This is a genomic window from Kitasatospora sp. NPDC056184, from assembly GCF_042268405.1.
GTDB lineage: Bacteria > Actinomycetota > Actinomycetes > Streptomycetales > Streptomycetaceae > Kitasatospora.
Map to the genome: position 1 here is coordinate 1,032,904 of NZ_JBHJUI010000001.1, position 16,616 is coordinate 1,049,519.

Sequence of the window (16,616 nt, forward strand, 5' to 3'; positions counted from 1 at the left end):
GAGGGGGACGATATCCCGCAGGACCCGAGGGGTGGTGACGGGTGACGTTCGAAGGGCTGTTTTCTGTTTTATCTAGACACCCGTGTGTATAGAAGAACCTAGATTTTGCGTCTCCAACGTCACCCGTCACCACCCCCGCCGACGCCCTACGCTGCTACCGCCCCGGCAGGCTCGGCGAGGCGCATCCGGCTACCCGCCGCGGGAGCGGTCCCGGGGGTCATCGTCAGTTCGTCCCGGAGCCCGGCCCACGATTCCACCGCGGGGTCAAGGTCCCCCGTCACCGTGAACGCCACCCGGCGCGGGTCGAGCGTCCGCCACCCGCCGCGCACGCCCTTACGGATCTCCAGCCGTGCCCCGGCGTCGATCAGCAGCAGCCGACGCGCATCGTCGTCCGACGTGCCCCACAGATCGGCGAAGGTCTCACCGGTGTCGATCTTCTCTCGCTTCTCGGGGCGAACCGGCGTGCTCTCCAGTACGCCCATCCGGTTGTCGAGCGCAGCAGCCCGTGCCTTCCACGCTGCCTTCGCTGTAGCCGATTTCTGCTGTCCCTTGTCCTCCTGGTGGGCGTTGAACTCGGCAAGTACGTGGGCGAGTTCCTGCGCCGGGTCGTACCCGGGTGTGATGACGGTCCGCTGAATCCGGATGCGACCGGTCAGCGCCAGGAACTCCCGCTCTACGTAGTCTTCGACCCAGTCAGCCCGGATGGTCATCGGAGACGCGCACTTGACCCGGGTAAGGTGCCCGCCGCAGGTGTACGCGCGCTGCTGCCTCTTGTTGGTCCGGTGGTACATGCGAGAGCCGCACGTCCCGCAGTGGATCACCCGCAGTAGCTTTGAAGCGTCCGTGGGAATCGCTCGGGGCTCGGCCATCCGGCGGTCATCGAAGAACTTCCCGATCACGTCGAACTCTTCGCGCGTCAGGATCGGTTCTTCGGTCGACAGGATCGGGGTGCCCTCGGCGTCGCGGATCGGGTCGCCACCGTGCATCTTCCAGCCCAGCAACGACGGGTTGGTGAGGATCTTCCGCAGGACGGTAGGCACCCACTTGAACACGTCCCGGGTGTTGCTCTCGCCCTTCGCGCCGCCGGTCTTGCCGCCGGTCTTCCGGCCGTGAGTGACCGACCAGTGGTCCCGCGGCGTCGGAACCTTGTCGCGCTCCAGCTCCATGCAGATTCGCCGGAGGGTCTTGCCGGACAACAGATCCTTGATGATGCGAATGATGATCGTGACGGCGCTCTCGTCCTGCCCGAGAGTCTTGCCGACCCCGCCGTGTTCCGCCGGCATGGGAATGATCTTGTAGCCGTAGGACGGGCGCCCGCCCTTGAACCGGAACGGCATCTTGCGCATGGCTGCCTGCGCGCCCATGACGCGCTCTTTGATGGACCACGCTTCCATCTCGGCGGCGAAGGCAAACTGATTCAGCATCATGCGTGTGATCGGGTCGAGCGGGTTGCGGAAGTCGAAGGTTTGCATCCCGCCGCCGACGCCCTCGGCGAAGATGATCATCTTCCGGTGCGTGCTCGCCCACTCGGCAAGGTTGTGCATGTCCTGCTGGGAGCGCACGGCGCGATCGAAGCGCCACCACACCATGACGTCCCACTCGTCAGGGCGGGCGAGCCAGTATGCAAGCTCCGGACGTTCCCACGGAGCGGTCTTGCTCGCCGACACGTCAAGGTCTATAGCTTCTCGGCGCTGGTCGCCCTCGCCGAAGTCAATGTTGTTCAGTCCAGCCGCGCGGTCGTTGGCCTCGCGCTGCCGCTCGGGGCTGGTGGTCTCGTCTGTCAGGACGGACAGGCGGATAGCGGAGACGCCACGCAGGCGCCCAGAGAACACGGTGCCCTCGGTACCGGGCAAAGTCGTAGCCGTCATACTCCCGTGGGAGTGGGGCGATCCCTGCTGGTCACGGGTCAGGGTGGCGGTCGGCACCGGGGGTCACTCCAGAACTGGTAATCCGGAGTGTTGGGGTCGGCCATGACCGTCCAGGGGACGTCGCCCTGGCCCACGTCGGCGAGGGTCGCGCCGAGCTCCTTCAGGCGTGCGACCAGCTCCTCCTGATGGGCCGTCGAGGTGGTGGCCAGGTCGAGGTGGACCCGGTTCTTCACCGTCTTGGGCTCGGGGCGGGCGACGAGGTCGATGCAGACGGCCGCCGGGTCGGGGTAGGCGAAGCCCACGGGTTCGAGGTTGGTCACGCCGGGTCCCTCGCTGTCGAGACCCCAGCCGAGTGCCTCCGCCCAGAACCGGCCGAGCGCGGAGTCGTCCCGCGCTTTCATATTGATCTGCACAAGTCGCGTTGTCATGTCGAAGATCATATTTCCAGGATCATCGTCGCGCTCCGGGCCCCGGATCGGTGGGCCCGCATCCATGCGACGACTCTCTGTCGCCACTACCTGACGGTAAGTGGTCGCGTGGGCGTACTGTGCGACAGGACCGGGAGGTGGCCATGTCCATGGTGGATGTCGCCGAACTGCGGCGGCTGGTCGCCGAGCACGACGCCCTGGCCGGGGACCGCTCGCCCGACGCGCGGCAGCGGCTGCGGGACATCGGGTACACCATCGGCGTCTACACCGGGGAGGCGGACGCCGCCCGCGCGCTGACCCGGGCCCGGGAGCTGCTCGACGCGGGCCGCGACGGCCACGCCGGCCGGCCCGGCGCCCCCGCCGACCCGGGCCGGCGGACGCCCCCGGCAGCGGCGATCCCGGCCGAAGCGGTCCCGGACGCCCTGCTGGCGGAGCTCGGTGAGCTGGCCGCCCGTGAGCAGGGCCGGCCCCGGCCCTTCTCGACCCTCGGCGACGTGCTCCACCTCGCCCGGGTGGCGCTGCCCGACTGCGCGGGGGCGGCGGTGAGCACCTGGCACGACGAGGGGTCGGTGCACACCCTGGCGGCGGGATCGCCGCAGCTCCTGGCGCTGGAGCGGGCGCAGGGCGAGGCCGGGGCCGGGCCGCTGTCGCGGACCAGGGCCCAGGGGGAGGGGCAGGTCGTGGTGCGGATCGGGCCGGGCCGGCCGGGGCGGTTCACCGATCGGGCCCGCCGCTGCGGCATCCGCACCGTGGTCGCCGCCCACCTGAGGACCCACCCGCACGGGTGCACGGCCTTCAGCGCCTACCTGCACTCCCCGGAGGAGCCCGCGGCGCCGGTCCTGCGGCTGGTCGCGGCGCTCGCGCTCCAGGCGTCGATCACCCTGGACCGCTCGGCGCTGGCCCGGACGGGGGCCGACCTGCTGGACCGGCGGCACGCCACGGGGCTGGCCATGGGCGTGGTGATGGAGCGCTACGGGGTGGCCCCGCACACCGCGCTCATGCTGCTCGCCCAGGTGGCCCAGCGGCTGGACACCGACCTCGGCACGGTGGCCCGCCGGCTGGCCGACCGCGACCGGCCGGGCGCCCGCGCGGCGGCGGATCCGGGCTGACCGCCCCCGGGCGGCGGCCCCGAGGTGCGGTCCCGCCCGTCGTGCGGACAATCGACAGGCGGGGGCCGAACCAGAGGAGGCGGGCCATGATCGACCCGTACCGCCGCTACGCGGTGACCTTGCCGGTCACGACCCGGGGACACGCGCCACCGGCCGTGGTCGTCGTCCACCGCACCGGCGCCCTGGGACCGGGCGGCAACCCCGTGTGGGCGAGCGCCGACGGCGGTCTCCGGGTGGAGATCGCCGGCCGGGTGGCCGCCGTCCTGGCCGCACCCCCCGGGAGCGCCCGGCACCCCTGTCTGGACGCCGTACCGCTGCCCTGAGCGCACGTGCGCATGCCGACGGGGGCGTGCACCGCCCGGTGCACGCCCCCGCCCCGCGTCAACGGGCGGCCGCCGCCATGCTCTCCCGCACCGTGACCAGGCACGGATCGCAGTAGCGGTCGGGTACCCCGGCCGGCCCGTCCAGGCCGTTCGGGACCACCCGGCGGGACAGCTCCAGCAGCTGCCCGCAGAGCGCCGTCGAGGCGTCGTCCTTCGACACCACGTGCCACACCAGGCCCGACGGCTCCACCGCCGGATCGGACTCGGCCCACATCTCGTACACGACTGCCTCCCGGAGCAGGGGATCGGGCTTCCCATGCAATCCCGGGCGGCGCCGGTCGGCCACCGGGTGGCACCCACTGGGACGGTTCTCCGGCCAGGGGGGTTGCCGGGGACAGGCTCCTCGGCGGTCCCCGGCGGGGACGGCGGACGCGGCGCGGACGACCGACGGCGGGGCCGCTACGGCGCCGCCCGGTCGGCGGCGGGCGGTTCGGGACCGTCGTCCTCCTGCTCCTCCACCGGGGCGTCCTCCGCGCCCTCGTGGCGCGGCCCGGGCCCGGGATCCGGGTCCTGCCCCGGGGCCCCCGCCGGCCGCCCGGCCGCCTGATGCACACGGACGGCCCACGAGCGTCGTCTGGCACTCACCACTGCCTCCCTCGACTTCCGCGGCGGGCCCCAGCGCCCGCCGGTGGCCAGCGGCTACCCGGTGCCGGAGCCGCCCACACCCGTGGCCCGCCGGGATCCACCGTCCGGCGTGCACGCCGCGTGCCGTTCGGGGGCCCCGGCCGGTGACCCGCCCGTCCCGCTGCGCCGTCCGCGCGACGCCCACGGCGGGGGCGGCCTCCACCGGGGTACGCCCCAGGCCCCGCCGGACGGGGTCCGGCGGGGCCTGGGGCGCGGTGTCACCGAGGGGAGCGCGGGGTCGCGGCTACTCGGTGAACTGGACTTGGACGTCGTCGTAGTTCCCCCGGGGTCCGTGCACCTCGGAGACCGTGACGGTTCTGAACCCGTTGTCCGCGGCCCACCGGCCGGTGTAGGTCTGCGAGGCCGCTTCCTCCAGGCTCATGCCCGGGTTCGCCCGGAGGAGGTCGTTGAACCTGGTGAGGTTGCTGGTGAGGTCGCTGCCGGTCCGCCAGTCGCCCTTGATGCCCTTCACCTTGACCTCGTTGGCCTTGAGCTCGTTCAGCATGTCGAGGAACATCTGGTGCCCCTTCAGGGGGCCGCCATCCGGCGCGCGGACGGTGAACTCGACCATGCCGTCCCGGATGATGGCGTAGATGCCCTGGTCCTTCGTGCTCCCTCCGTAGCCGTTCTCGTAGCGCACGTAGCCGCGGCACTGCGTGAGCTGGGCGCTGTTGTGCACCAGGACGGCCGCGCTGCCCGCGAGCACGTAGTAGGTGTGGATGTCCTCGACGGTCAGGTTGTACGCGGGCTGGAGCGTCTGCCGGTGGCCGACGCCCTCGACCGTCGCCGACGTGCCCGCGTCGGTGCTCAGGGTGTCGCCGACCCTCAGGTCCGCCGCGTCCAGCCAGGCCCGCCTGCTGTCCGACCAGAACGGGTGGTGGTCCGTCGCGGTGAGCGTGCCGGTCGTGCCCCGGGGCGAACGCACCGTCAGGTCGGTGAACTCGCGGTCGTCGGGCGTGAGGATGGTGGCCTCGACCCGCTTGGCCGCGGTCAGCCCGGTCTCCGGATCGGTGGCCAGGACCTGGTCGCCCACCGAGACCTGCTCGATCGGCCTGGTGGAGCCGTCGGCGAGCAGCACCTTCGTGCCGGCCGGGAAGCTGTTCTGGAACGCGCAGCGGACCACGTCGGGAAGGTGGTCGTGCAGGAACTCCCCGAGCTTCTCGCCGATGCTCTGGCGACCGGGCACGATGTCGAGGAGCTTCTCGATCTGTTCGCCGACCGCGTCCCGCGCGTTCTCGCACTGCGGCGCCTTCGACTTGGCGTCGCCCGTGATCTTGCCCCAGAGGCATTTGGTGCCCTCGGTGGCCAGGGTCGGGAGGGTGTCGAGGTAGAGCTGCGAGTAGAAGGAGCCGACCGACGCGTAGACCGAGAAAACGGTGCTGTAGTAGGCGACGTACGTTTCGAACACCGTCTTGTAGGCGTCGCCGTACCACTGGAGCACCTTCTTGACCGGTGACAGCCAGTCCCAGTTGAAGTTCCAGTTCCAGCCCGAGTCGTCCTTGCCGCCCCGGTCCTTGCCCTTCGTCGCGTCGTCGACGGCCTTCTTGTCCTGCTCCTCCTGCTGGGCCTGCTTCGCCGGGTCCCGCAGCTCCAGCTCACGGGCCAGCATCTGCAGGACGTACTCGGCCGTCGCCTTCTCGCCGTACGCCGCGTACGCGCCGATGGCCGACTCCGCGGCGGCCTTGGCGTCCTGCCCCGCCGCCTCGGCCGAGGCCCGCGCGGAGGCCGCCGCGGCGTAGGCCGACCGGGCCGAACCGCGCGCCGACTTCGCCGACTTGTCGGCCTTGAACGCCGACTGGTCCGCCTTCGCGACGTCCCGGCGCGCCGAGTCCTGGGCCGCGGTGGCCGTCCGCGCCGCCTGTGCGGCGTTGTTGGCGCTGGTCTCGGCCTGGCCGGCCTTCTGCCGTGCCTGCTCCGAGTACGTCGCGGCCGTCTGCGCCGACTGCTGGGCCTGACCGGCCCAGTACGCCGCGTCCTGCTCCGCCTGGCCGGCCACCGCCGCCGCGCGCGCGGCCTCGGCCGCGGCCTGGTCGGCCAGTGCGGTCGCCGCGACGCCCTCGGCGATCAGCCGCTGGACGTCGGCGACGTGGGTCGCGGTGAGCTGGTCCTTGCGCTGGGCGGTGAACTGCCCCTGGGTGACGAAGGCGTGCAGCGCCTGCGGCGCGCTCGCCAGGGCCACCCGGGCGGCCGCGTCCAGCTCCGGCCCCGCGCCGTTGCGCAGCTGGGCCGCCGTCACCTGGTCGTCGGCGATCTGGGCGGTGAACCGCCCGCCGCCGAGGTACTCGCGCAGCGCGTCCACCGTGCCCGCGTTGAGCGCGGCCCGCGCCGCGGCCTGCACGCTCGGGCCCGCGCCGTTCACCGACTGCGCGACGGTCACCTGGTAGTCGGTCACCGCCGCCGCGTACTGCCCGGTGTTCAGGAACGCGCGGACGGCCGTGGCGTCGCCCTGCAGGGCCGTCGCCGCGGCCGAACGCACCGCCGGCATCTCGGACTCGCCCGCCAGCGAGGCCACCCGGGCCCGCTGGTCGAGCGCGATGCCCTTGGCGCGGCCGGTCCGGATGAACTCCAGGACCCCCTGGTCGGTGCCCGACAGCGCGGTCCTGGCGGCCACGGCCTCCCAGGGACCGGCGATCCTCATCGAGAGCAGCGCCAGCTTGCGCCCGTCGGTGACGACCGCCGCGGTGTCGGGGTTCGGCTGCGTCAGCGCCGCCGCCAGCCGGTCGGCCTCGTCGGAGATCCGGCGGACCTCCTGCACGGCCTGGCCGGCCCGGGTCCGCTCGTCCTCGTACGCGGCCTTGGCGTCGCGCGCCTTCTCGACCGCCGCGGCCGTGCGGCTGGCCAGGTCCTCCGCCTCGGCGCGCCGCGCCAGGTCCTGGATCTGGCCGGCCCGGTCGGTGGCCTCCTTGGCCTTCGCCGCCGCGTTCTGCGCCTCGGTGGCGTGGGCCCTGGCGACCGCCGCCGCCTGGGACGCCTCGGTGGCGTGCTCCGCCGCGTCGGCGGCCGCCTGGGCGGCGGACCGCGCGTGCTGGGCGGCCGAGCTCGCGAACGCCTTCGCGTCGAGCGCGGCCTGCCGCGCGTCCCCGGCCAGCGCCTTGGCCGCGGTCGCGGCGCGGGTCGCCTCCTGGGCGTGCCGGCGGGTGGACGCGGCCGCCTGCTTGGCCTTGGCCGACTGGGCGGTCGCCTGCGAGGCGAACCCGCCCGCCTGCTCGGCCGATCCGGCCGCCGCGAGGGCGTGGCCGCCCGCGCTGTACGCCGCGTCCGCGGCCTCCTGGCTGCGGGTGCTGGCCGTGACCGCCTCGTCCAGGGCCTTCCCGGCGGTGTCGACCGCGTTGGCCACGGCCTCGGCGTCCCTGGCCGCCTCGGCGGCGAGCGCCGCCTTGCTGCGGTCGGTGGCCGCGTCGGCGGCCGCCCTGCGGGCGCGCGCGGCGGCCTGGCCCGCGGCGCCCGCCGCGTAGGCCGCCTGCGCGGCGGCACCCGCTGCCGTGCGGGCGGTGTTGCTGGCCGAGCGCGCCGCCTGGATCGCGGTCTGGGCGGCCCCGGTCGCCCGGGTGGAGGCCTCGGCGGCCCGCTCGGCGGCGGCGCCGGCCTTCGCGGTGTCCTGGGCCGCCTGCTGGGTCTCGGCGGCGGCCCGCTCGGCGTCGGCCTTCGCCTGCTCGGCGGCCTTGACGGCCTGCGCGGAGGCCGATTTGGCGGCCTCGTTCTCGCGGACCGCCTGCGCGGAGGCCTCCTTGGCCTGCTGGATCAGCTGGGCGATGCTGGTCCGCTCGGCGTCCCGGGCCCGGGCGACGTGCTGGCCGACCCTCAGGAACTCCCGGACGTCCTCGATGGTGCCGTTGAGCGCCAGCCGGGCGGCCGCCTGGGTGTTGGGGCCACCGGTGCTGAAGATCTGCACCAGCTGGACCCGGTCGTCGGCGTCGCGGGCGGTGAACTGGCCGTCGGCGAGGAACTTCCGGAGGTCCTCGGTGGTGCCGTTGAGCGCCTTGCGGCCGGCCGCCTGCACGCCGTTGCCGGCGCCGTTGATCATCTGGGCGACCTGGAGCTGCTGGTCGGCCACCAGCGCCGTCTGCCAGCCGCCGGCCAGGAAGCGGGTGAGGTCCTCGGCGGTGCCGTTCAGCGCCTGGTGCGCGGCCGCCTGCACGCCGGGGCCGGCGACGGCGAGGATCTGCGCCGTCTGCACCTGGTCGTCCTGGACCTCGGCGGGCTTCCGCTCCGTCGCGAGGAAGGCGGCGACCTGCGCGTCCCCGGCGATCAGCGCCGCCTCCGCGGCGGCCTTGACGGCCGGTCCGCCCTGTTCCCAGTAGCGCATGGCCAGAGCGCGGTCGCTGAGTGTGATCGTGGTCGGTGCGGCCGGCCCGTCCGCCGCGGCCGGCCCTGCCGTGCCGACCAGGCCGGCCAGCAGCGCGAGCGGCAGCAGCCAGGCGCTCGCGGAGCCGAGGTGCCGGCCGACGGAGTCGCGCCACCACCTCCCGCCGCGGGTCCGGCCGAATGGTATTGCCCCCATCGGTTCCCTCCACCAGTCGTGCACAACCAATATCGGTGCCCGGCAGCCTATCTGGCGGATGGTTGGTTGACGCACGAGATCATGCCATTCCGACTGGCGAATTTCCGCCGTTCCGAAAAGCCCATTCCGGACAAAGTCCGAACAGTCGCCACCTCGTCAGGTCCGAACGGAAAGCCGTGAATTGACGCACGGTCACTGTTCGTGTCAGATCAGTGAAACCCATTCCCGTCGAGCCGTGCCGTCCCTAGGGTGCGGTATTGCTCGGACCGGATTTCCGGACTCACGCGTCGTTCGGAGTCGAAGTTCAACCGCGAAGGAACGGAAGATGAAGAATCGTCTGCCCCTGGGGCTGGCGGCGGGTGCGCTCACCGCGGCCGCCGTGCTCGGCGGATCCTCGTTCGCCTCGGCCGACTCGCCCGCCGGGCCCGTGACGGCCGCCGACACGGACACCCCGCCGCCCGCCGTCGAGGACTTCACCTACCCGGGGTCCTCGCCGCACCCGGCCCTGAAGCTGCTGCGCGGCGACGGCCACATCGTGCTGGCCGACTGCTCGGGCGCGAGCCAGATCCAGGTCTTCAGCCGGGCGATCCCCAACCCCAACGGCGGTCCCACGGTCTGCTTCAGGGTCACCGGCACCGAGGGCTTCCTGACGCTGGAGCTCCCGCAGACCTTCATCATCCAGACCGACGACCGCGCCGTGCGGGCGAGCCTCACCGCCGACGGCGTCACCCAGACCGTGGACGTCCCCGCGGACGGCTACCGGAACGTCGGAGAGGGCCTGGGCCAGAAGGCGACCACCCTCCTGGAGCTGCGTGTCACCGGCTGACCGTCCGGGAGCGCCTTCCGGCTCCCGCACCCCCTTGCGACTCCCGAGGAAGGAGTGACCTCATGACCCACCGCGACAAGCCGCACGGCAGACCTCCGGTCGGCCGGCGATCGCTGCTCGCGGCCGGCGCCCTGGCCGCGGTCGGCGCGCTGCTCGCCGGCGGCGCGCTGGCCTCGGCCGACACCCCGCCGGCCGGCGGGCCGGCCGAGACGCCGCCGCCCGCCGTCGAGGACTTCGAGTACCCCGGTGCGAGCGGGATCCCGGGTATCACGCTGAAGCGCGGCGACGGCCACATCGTCCTCGCCGACTGCTCGGGCCCGAACCAGATCCAGGTCTGGAGTCGGGCGGCCGCCAACCCGGACGGCCGCTTCTGCTTCCGGGTCACCGGGAGCAGCGGCTTCCTCACGGTCGAACTGGCCGACGTGTACGTGCTCCAGACGACCGGCGCAGCGCTCAGCGCCAAGGTCGTCGTGGGGGGTGCGACGCAGACCGTCGACCTGGCCAAGGAGGACTTCCGGCCCCTCGGCGAGGGCAGCCTCCAGGCGCCCACCACCCTCGTCGAACTCCGCGCCACGGTCTGACGGCCCCCCGTGGCGCCGGAAGTCGGTCCGACCGGCTTCCGGCGCCGCGGGGAGCGCACCCTCGCCCGGCGTGCCTGCGCGCCTTCCCGACCCCGGGCCGACCGCACACCGCCCCGCTGTAGGCAACTCTGGTTGACTATTCCCGATAGTCAACTAGAGTTGCTTGCATGCCCGTCGCAGAGAACCCCCTCCCTCCGGATCCCGCGGACAGCCTGGCGGCCGTCGTGGCGCTGCGGCGCCTCGCCGATCAGCTGGAGAACGCCGCCGTCGAGCAGGCGATGCGGGCGGGCTGGAGCTGGCCGCAGGTCTCCGAGGCGCTCGGTGTCACCCGCCAGGCCGTCCACAAGAAACACGCCAAGCGGCTGATCGCCGCCGGGGTCGAGCTGAGGAGGCGCGGCGATTGAGCGCGTTCGACGAGTACCTGCACGGGATCATCGTGCGGGCGATGCGGGAAGCCCAGGAGGACGGGTCGTCGACGATCGACGCCCACCACCTCCTGCTGTCGTTGGCGGCCGACCAGGGGTCCACCGCGCAGCGGGTGCTGGCCGCGGCCGGGCTCGGCCGGGACGCCGTCCGCGCGGCGCTGGACCGGGAGTTCGAGCACAGCCTGAGCCTGATCGGGGTGTCCCCGGCCGCCAATGACCTGCCCCGTCCGAGCCCCGCCACCCAGCAGCCCGCGCTGGGCGCGTCCGCCAAGCTCGCGCTGGACCGGAGCTTCGCCACCGCCCGGAAGAAGGACCTGCGCTCGGCGCACCTGCTGCTCGGGATCCTGGAGGCCCGCATCGGCACCGTGCCGCGCGCGCTCGCCCTGGCCGGGGTCGACCGGGCCGAGCTGGCGGACCGCGCCGGGCGGACGCTCGAAGGAGGGGAGCGGTGACCGCCGTGTCCGCGCCGCCCCCGGGAGCCGGGCGCCACGAGGCCGCCCGACGCGTGCTCGACCGGGCCGTGACGCGGGGCGGCCTGCCGGGCATCCTCGCCGAGGTCCGCGACGGTGAGCGGTCGTGGTTCGGGACGGCGGGAGCGGCCGACACCGCGACCGGCCGCCCGCGCTCGCGGGAGGACCGGTTCCGCGTCGGCAGCATCAGCAAGACGTTCGTGGCGACCGTGGTGCTGCAACTGGCCGCCGAGGGCCGGCTGGGCCTGGACGACCCGGTGGAGCGGTGGCTCCCCGGGGCCCTGGGCGATGCGGGGGTGAGCCTCGGGATGCTGCTCAACCACACCAGCGGGATCTTCAACTACACCGACGACCAGGAGGCGCTGAACCGCCGCCCGACGCACTCCCCGGACTCGCTGCTGCGGATCGCCCTGGCCCGTCCGCCCGTCTTCGCGCCGGGCGCGGGGTGGGCCTACTCGAACACCAACTACGTCCTGGCCGGCATGATCGTCGAACGGGCCGCCGGCCGCGGACTCGCCGAGGAGATCGACGAGCGGATCGCCCGCCCGCTCGGCCTGGCCGGCACCTACCTGCCGCCGGCCGGCGACCCGGCGATCCGCGGGCCGCACTCCCGGCACTACACCAAGCTGTTCCGGACCGACCCGGGAGCCCCGGTCCACGACGCGACCGAGTTCGAGCCCTCGGTCTTCTGGGCGGCGGGCGGCATGATCTCCACCGCGGGCGACCTCAACCGCTTCCTCGGCGCCCTGCTGGGCGGGCGACTCCTGCCACCCGACGGGCTGCGCCGGATGCTGACCACCGTGCCGACCCGCGACTGGATCCCCGGCGCCGCCTACGGCCTCGGGGTGTCCTCGGTGCGACTGCCCGGCGGGGAGACGGTCTGGGGCATGGGGGGCGCGCTCTTCGGATCGTGGACCTACGCCTACGGCGCCCGCGACGGCGGACACCTGGTCACCGTCAACGTCAACGGCGACTGGACCGACGACGGCTGGGACGACCCCATCGGCGTCTTCACCGACCTCCTCCGGGCGGAGTTCGGCCCCCGGAGCGGTACCTGACGCGCGCCGGGGGCCGTCGCCCGCCGGGTCAGTCCTTGCCCGCGTCCTTGATCTTCTCGGCGGCCTGCTTGAGGTCGCTCTTCACCTGGGTGCCGCGCCCCTCGGCCTCCATCGTCCGGTCGCCGGTGGCGCGGCCGGCGGCCTCCTTGGCCTTGCCGCGGGCCTTCTCGGCCATGTTGCGGATCTTGTCGTCGGTCGCCATGGTGTTCGCCTCCGTTCGACGGCGGGCCGGTACCCGCCCGGGGGCGCGTCTGCCCCGGACCGGGCGCTCCATGCGTCAGCCGGACGGGTGAAAGGAGGCCGTCAGCCGGGCGAGGTCGTCGACCACGTCCTCCGGGCGCCCGCGCCGGCGGAGGGACCGGCGCTGGCGGTCGGCGCCGCTGCCCAGCCGGCGCAGCCGATCCAGCCCGGCCTCGACGGCGGTCAGGTCGCCGGCGGCGGACAGCCCCGGCGCGGCGCGCTCCAGCAGCCGGTCCACCAGGGCGGGCATCGGCACCGGCCACCCGGTGAACGGGTCGATGCCCTCGCCCACCGGGCCGGTCATGGCGGCCCGCCGGTGAGCGGCCGACAGCCGGCCGTGCGGCACGGCGGGCGGCGGCAGCCCGGCCCGGGCCTCGTCGAGCAGGACGGCGCCCAGACCGCGCAGCAGCCCGGCCAGCAGCACCACGGTCCCCAGGTCGGCGTTGGCGTCGGCGACCCGCACCTCCAGCGTCGGCAGGTGCTCGGAGGGGCGGGTGTACCAGTAGATCATCCGGCGGTCGAGCAGGGTCCCGCGCGCGACCAGGGCGTCGGCGCGCCGCTCGTAGCCCCGCTCGTCCACCAGAGGCGCCGCGCCGACGGTGGGCCAGCGCGACCAGCGCACGTCCCGCCAGCTGGCGAACCCGCTGTCCCGGCCCCGGTCGAACGGCGAGTTGACCGTGAGCGCCTGGAACACCGGCAGCCACGGCCGCAGCCGGTTGCCGAGCGCCAGCGCCAGGCCGCGTTCGAAGGTGCCCAGGTGGACGTGGCAGCCGCACAGCGCCCCGGCGTTGTCGGCGGCCGCGGCCGGGTAGCGGGCCGCGGCCAGGCGGTAGCGCGCCTTGTCGGTGAGCAGGGCGGGCTCCGGCCCCACCAGCACCGGCGTCCCGCCGGCGACCAGCAGGCAGCCCGCGTCGGCGGCCGCGGCCACCAGGACGGCGCGCAGCCGGACGAGGTCGTCGGACAGCTCCTTGAGCCGCAGCGCGGGGCGGGAGGAGGTCTCCACCTGCACCTGGAAGATCTCCGGCTGCACCTGGTCGTCCAGCACCGCGGCGGCCGCCGCCAGCACCCGCGGCCCGCACGCGACCGGCAGCCGGGTGCGGCGGTCGACCAGCAGGAACTCCTCCTCCACCCCGAGGGTGGGCACCGTCCGGGGGGTCGGGTGCGCGGTCACGGCGCGCTCCGCCGCGAGCCGCGGGCCGGCGCGGTGCCGGCCGCCGCGAGCGGGCCGTGCTGCCGGGAGGCGCACAGCTGAGGGCTGTGCGCGTGGGCCCCGTCGTGGAAGCGGCCGCGCGGGCCGTGGTCGGCGGTGTCGTCGACCGGCATCGGGAGGGCGTCCGGGTCCGCCACGGGCCGCGGCCGGTCCTCCGGCCGCGCCGGGCGGCGGTCCGGCGGGCCGGGTGCGACGGCGTCGGCCAGCCGGGTGGCGGTTGTGCTCGCGCCGACCCGGGACTCGCGCCGACCGGGGTGGTGGTCGGCGTACCGGACGGCGCGGGCGGGCAGTCGGCTGAGCACCGGGTCGACCTGCGGGGTGTCGACGGCCGGCGGCTGTGCCGCGGTGACCCGCGCGCCGGAGTCGGCGGCGAGCGGTTCGCGGCGCAGCGCCTCGTACCGGCCCTGGACGGCGTGCCTGGCACTGCTGTGGGCGCTCCGCGGCGGGATGTCCCGGTGGGCGATGGCCGGGCCGACCTGGACGACGGTGCCGCGGTCACGCGGCGACATCCGGTGCGGCGCGGCACGGGTGCCGTTCACGTACCCACGGTAGGTGACCTCGGTGACCCGGCGAAACTCGGCGGCCGTGAGGTCCGCGAAGGGCGCGAGCACCCCCGCGAAGGCGTCCCCGACCCGGGCGCCGACCGGCCCGGACCGCCCCTCGGCACCGGCCGGACCGGCCCCGGCTCCCGTGGCGACGGCGGTGCGTTGCGGCGGACGGCGGTGAGTCCTCATGCCGGGCGTGTTGCCGCCCGGGAGGGGGAGAAACGTCCCGGCGCGGTGGCGGCTCAGCCCGTCGGCGGGCGCCGATCCCGGTCGTTGCCCGGGCTTCCCCGGCCGTTGCGCCGGCGCAGTTGGACCAGCGGCAGGAGCAGCCAGCAGCAGATGAAGTAGCCCATCACCGCGCCCGTGATCCAGGCGGCCGGCGCGCCGCCGATGGCCTCCCGCAGCAGCAGGAGCAGCGCCGAGCCGATGGTGAGGGCCAGCAGCACCAGCCCGATCGCGACCAGCCGCGCGGCGGCTTCGACCAGCTCCGGCTTGAGCCGGCGGCCGGCGAAGAGCCGGTGGTAGGAGACCGGCGCGGCGAGCGACCCCGTCGCCAGCGCGCCCAGGACCACGGTGACGACGTACAGATTCCGGTCGAATTGCTCCAATTGGGCGAACCGCGGCATGAAGACGACGCTCAGCAGGAAGCCGAACAGGACCTGGGAGCCGGTCTGCGCGACCCGGACCTCCTGGAGCAGATCGCTCCACCGGCGGTCCGCGCGCTCCTCCGGCGACTCCTGCCGCCCGGTCCGGGACGGGTCGGGGCCGTCCCGCCCGGTCGCTCCCGGCGCCATCCGGCCCACCTCCGTCCTGTCCGTTGCGCCCCTCCCGCGCGATTGCCGCGCCTCCTCCGGATCATCCTCCGGGCGGGTCCGCCCCGCGTGTGGCCGGGGCGCAGGCGGGCACACGCGAGCCGTGGACGAGACGACCCCGACGCCGCCGGATCCGCGGTACGCGACCGCGGGCCCGCCGGTCCCCGGCGTCCGCGCGGCCCGAGCGCCCGCGCGGCATCATGGTCCGGACGGCACGACGCCGTTCCGACCGGACCGGGAGCCAGCCATGCACCACTCCGCCGGGGGCACGGGGGACACTGGGCACGAGGCGGGAGGCCCGGACCGCGAGCCCCCCGACGCCTACCGGCCGGGGGAGCTGCGGGTCGCGGTGCGCCGCGAAGGGCCGGTGCGGATCGTCGCCGTCGGGGGAGAACTGGACCACGACTCGGCCGACGGGCTGCGCACCGCGCTGGCCGGACCGGGCGAGGAGGGCCTCGCCCGGATCCTGGTCGACCTCGCCGACCTGCGCTTCTGCGACTCCACCGGACTGAACACCCTGCTGCGGGCCCGGCAGGAGGCCGAGCTGGCCGGCGTCCTGCTGGAGGTCGCCGGGCCGCGCCCCGCCGTCGTACGGCTGTTCGCCGTCACCGGGGCGGACACCGTGCTGCGGATCCACGCCGACGTCGCTTCCGCGCTGGACCCGGACAGCGGCCCGGCCGGCCCGTGAGGCGCCTGATGACCAGCCCTGAACCCGCGCCCGCGCCGGTCCCGGACGAGACCCGGCGGCTGACGCTGAACGGGCCCCGCGGAGCGGTGCAGCGGTCGCGCGAGTTCAGCCGCCAGGCGCTCCTCGACTGGCACTGGCTCGCGGTGGACGGCGAGCACTGGCCCGATGACGAGCAGATGGCCGTCTTCGAGGACGTCCTGCTGATGGTCTCCGAACTCGTCACCAACGCCTGCCTGCACACGCCCGGAGGCCCGCGCGAGCTGCGGCTGCGCTGGGACACCTTGCGGCTGCGGGTCGAGGTCAGCGACGCCAGCCCGGAACCGCCGCGGCTGCGCCCGTCCGCCGACCCGCGGCGGCCGGGCGGGCACGGGCTGCGCGTGGTGGACCGGCTCGCCCGCGCCTGGGGCTCGCGGCCCGAGGGCGCGGGCAAGTCGGTCTGGCTGGAGGTGCCCTCGCCGCTGGACCGCCGTCGCCCGAGCGGTGCCCGGGGCCGTTGAGCCCCGGGCATTCGGGTGTCGGGCACGCTCAGCCGGCCGGCCGCGGCTCGGTCGGCGGGCCCGGGTCGGGGTCCGGCGGCGGGAACGGCGGCACCGGGGGCGGCGCCGGGTCGGGCTCGGGCCCGGGCACCGGATGGGGGCGCGGGTACGGGTGGGGGAACGGCTCGGTGTCCGGATGGCCGGGCGGTGGGACGGTCGGAACGGTCATGGCGCACCTCGCGGTTCTCATCGGCCTCGGCGGCCGAGCGCGTGGGAGAGTTCGCGCTCGTTCATCCTGGGGCGCCCCTTGACGCCGCGCTGCCCGGCCTCGTCGTACAGCTGGTCGTGGGCGGGCCCGCCGGCGCCCCGGTG

The 16,616-nt window shown here is 74.7% G+C and carries 16 protein-coding genes and 1 pseudogene; 9 read left to right on the top strand and 8 right to left on the bottom strand.

All coding sequences use genetic code 11. The annotated features are described in order from the left end of the window. Window positions 1–146: 146 nt before the first annotated feature. A complete protein-coding gene (locus ACFC0B_RS03975) occupies window positions 147–1,832 on the bottom strand; it encodes a recombinase family protein (RefSeq protein WP_376081747.1) in 1,686 nt (561 codons plus the stop codon). Between the two features lie 113 nt (window positions 1,833–1,945). Beyond that, window positions 1,946–2,296 (bottom strand): annotated as a pseudogene (locus tag ACFC0B_RS03980) (VOC family protein); the annotation flags it as partial. A gap of 143 nt (window positions 2,297–2,439) precedes the next feature. Here ACFC0B_RS03980 and ACFC0B_RS03985 point away from each other — a divergent pair. Next, window positions 2,440–3,405, top strand: coding sequence for a DUF5133 domain-containing protein (locus ACFC0B_RS03985; protein ID WP_376081750.1), 966 nt, complete (start codon window positions 2,440–2,442; stop codon window positions 3,403–3,405). 86 nt (window positions 3,406–3,491) lie between these two features. Beyond that, window positions 3,492–3,728 carry a DUF6296 family protein gene (locus tag ACFC0B_RS03990; RefSeq protein ID WP_376081753.1) on the top strand — a complete coding sequence of 79 codons (237 nt, stop codon included), beginning with the start codon at window positions 3,492–3,494 and terminating at the stop codon, window positions 3,726–3,728. 58 nt (window positions 3,729–3,786) lie between these two features. On the opposite strand, the gene ACFC0B_RS03995 is transcribed toward ACFC0B_RS03990, so the two are convergent. Both ACFC0B_RS03995 and ACFC0B_RS04000 read right to left on the bottom strand, forming a co-directional pair. After that, window positions 3,787–4,011: a hypothetical protein gene (locus ACFC0B_RS03995; RefSeq protein WP_376081756.1), complete on the bottom strand. Its 225-nt coding sequence runs from the start codon at window positions 4,009–4,011 to the stop codon at window positions 3,787–3,789. A 645-nt stretch (window positions 4,012–4,656) separates the two neighbouring features. Continuing rightward, window positions 4,657–8,913: a polymorphic toxin-type HINT domain-containing protein gene (locus tag ACFC0B_RS04000; RefSeq protein ID WP_376081757.1), complete on the bottom strand. Its 4,257-nt coding sequence runs from the start codon at window positions 8,911–8,913 to the stop codon at window positions 4,657–4,659. A 325-nt stretch (window positions 8,914–9,238) separates the two neighbouring features. Here ACFC0B_RS04000 and ACFC0B_RS04005 point away from each other — a divergent pair, with 325 nt between their 5' ends. The 5 genes from ACFC0B_RS04005 (at window position 9,239) to ACFC0B_RS04025 (ending at window position 12,273) form a co-directional block, all read left to right on the top strand. Further along, the gene (locus tag ACFC0B_RS04005; protein WP_376081760.1) at window positions 9,239–9,739 is read left to right on the top strand and encodes a hypothetical protein; all 501 of its coding nucleotides are present in this window, start codon (window positions 9,239–9,241) and stop codon (window positions 9,737–9,739) included. A 62-nt stretch (window positions 9,740–9,801) separates the two neighbouring features. Next, window positions 9,802–10,320, top strand: a complete 519-nt coding sequence (locus tag ACFC0B_RS04010; protein ID WP_376081762.1) for a hypothetical protein — start codon at window positions 9,802–9,804, stop codon at window positions 10,318–10,320. 167 nt (window positions 10,321–10,487) lie between these two features. After that, window positions 10,488–10,724 (top strand): hypothetical protein, encoded by a 237-nt coding sequence (locus ACFC0B_RS04015; protein ID WP_376081765.1) that lies wholly within the window; start codon window positions 10,488–10,490, stop codon window positions 10,722–10,724. Next, window positions 10,721–11,197 carry a Clp protease N-terminal domain-containing protein gene (locus tag ACFC0B_RS04020; protein WP_376081767.1) on the top strand — a complete coding sequence of 159 codons (477 nt, stop codon included), beginning with the start codon at window positions 10,721–10,723 and terminating at the stop codon, window positions 11,195–11,197. The genes ACFC0B_RS04015 and ACFC0B_RS04020 overlap by 4 nt, the downstream gene beginning before the upstream one ends. Beyond that, window positions 11,194–12,273 carry a serine hydrolase domain-containing protein gene (locus tag ACFC0B_RS04025; protein WP_376081768.1) on the top strand — a complete coding sequence of 360 codons (1,080 nt, stop codon included), beginning with the start codon at window positions 11,194–11,196 and terminating at the stop codon, window positions 12,271–12,273. The genes ACFC0B_RS04020 and ACFC0B_RS04025 overlap by 4 nt, the downstream gene beginning before the upstream one ends. Before the next feature lie 28 nt (window positions 12,274–12,301). Here the strand turns inward: ACFC0B_RS04025 and ACFC0B_RS04030 are convergent, their stop codons facing one another. The 4 genes from ACFC0B_RS04030 to ACFC0B_RS04045 all read right to left on the bottom strand — a co-directional run bounded on the left by ACFC0B_RS04030 (window position 12,302) and on the right by ACFC0B_RS04045 (window position 15,062). After that, a complete protein-coding gene (locus ACFC0B_RS04030; RefSeq protein WP_376081770.1) occupies window positions 12,302–12,475 on the bottom strand; it encodes a CsbD family protein in 174 nt (57 codons plus the stop codon). Between the two features lie 75 nt (window positions 12,476–12,550). Continuing rightward, window positions 12,551–13,684 (bottom strand): YbdK family carboxylate-amine ligase, encoded by a 1,134-nt coding sequence (locus ACFC0B_RS04035; protein ID WP_376081772.1) that lies wholly within the window; start codon window positions 13,682–13,684, stop codon window positions 12,551–12,553. Further along, entirely contained in the window at window positions 13,681–14,457 is a 777-nt protein-coding gene (locus ACFC0B_RS04040; protein ID WP_376081775.1) for an SDR family NAD(P)-dependent oxidoreductase, read from the bottom strand. The genes ACFC0B_RS04035 and ACFC0B_RS04040 overlap by 4 nt, the downstream gene beginning before the upstream one ends. A gap of 53 nt (window positions 14,458–14,510) precedes the next feature. Next, window positions 14,511–15,062 carry a DUF6328 family protein gene (locus ACFC0B_RS04045; RefSeq protein ID WP_376081778.1) on the bottom strand — a complete coding sequence of 184 codons (552 nt, stop codon included), beginning with the start codon at window positions 15,060–15,062 and terminating at the stop codon, window positions 14,511–14,513. Between the two features lie 265 nt (window positions 15,063–15,327). Here ACFC0B_RS04045 and ACFC0B_RS04050 point away from each other — a divergent pair, with 265 nt between their 5' ends. Continuing rightward, window positions 15,328–15,768, top strand: coding sequence for an STAS domain-containing protein (locus ACFC0B_RS04050; RefSeq protein ID WP_376081781.1), 441 nt, complete (start codon window positions 15,328–15,330; stop codon window positions 15,766–15,768). Window positions 15,769–15,776: 8 nt separating this feature from the next. Beyond that, the gene (locus ACFC0B_RS04055) at window positions 15,777–16,265 is read left to right on the top strand and encodes an ATP-binding protein (RefSeq protein WP_376081783.1); all 489 of its coding nucleotides are present in this window, start codon (window positions 15,777–15,779) and stop codon (window positions 16,263–16,265) included. Window positions 16,266–16,616 lie beyond the last annotated feature (351 nt).

What these genes read in the sequence shown, in the direction of transcription:
- ACFC0B_RS03985 (WP_376081750.1), top strand. Translation starts at nt 2,440, where the DNA reads ATGTCCATGGTGGATGTCGCCGAACTGCGGCGGCTGGTCGCCGAGCAC.
- ACFC0B_RS03990 (WP_376081753.1), top strand. Translation starts at nt 3,492, where the DNA reads ATGATCGACCCGTACCGCCGCTACGCGGTGACCTTGCCGGTCACGACC.
- ACFC0B_RS04000 (WP_376081757.1), bottom strand. Translation starts at nt 8,913, where the DNA reads ATGGGGGCAATACCATTCGGCCGGACCCGCGGCGGGAGGTGGTGGCGC.
- ACFC0B_RS04005 (WP_376081760.1), top strand. Translation starts at nt 9,239, where the DNA reads ATGAAGAATCGTCTGCCCCTGGGGCTGGCGGCGGGTGCGCTCACCGCG.
- ACFC0B_RS04010 (WP_376081762.1), top strand. Translation starts at nt 9,802, where the DNA reads ATGACCCACCGCGACAAGCCGCACGGCAGACCTCCGGTCGGCCGGCGA.
- ACFC0B_RS04015 (WP_376081765.1), top strand. Translation starts at nt 10,488, where the DNA reads ATGCCCGTCGCAGAGAACCCCCTCCCTCCGGATCCCGCGGACAGCCTG.
- ACFC0B_RS04030 (WP_376081770.1), bottom strand. Translation starts at nt 12,475, where the DNA reads ATGGCGACCGACGACAAGATCCGCAACATGGCCGAGAAGGCCCGCGGC.
- ACFC0B_RS04040 (WP_376081775.1), bottom strand. Translation starts at nt 14,457, where the DNA reads ATGAGGACTCACCGCCGTCCGCCGCAACGCACCGCCGTCGCCACGGGA.
- ACFC0B_RS04045 (WP_376081778.1), bottom strand. Translation starts at nt 15,062, where the DNA reads ATGGCGCCGGGAGCGACCGGGCGGGACGGCCCCGACCCGTCCCGGACC.
- ACFC0B_RS04050 (WP_376081781.1), top strand. Translation starts at nt 15,328, where the DNA reads ATGCACCACTCCGCCGGGGGCACGGGGGACACTGGGCACGAGGCGGGA.
- ACFC0B_RS04055 (WP_376081783.1), top strand. Translation starts at nt 15,777, where the DNA reads ATGACCAGCCCTGAACCCGCGCCCGCGCCGGTCCCGGACGAGACCCGG.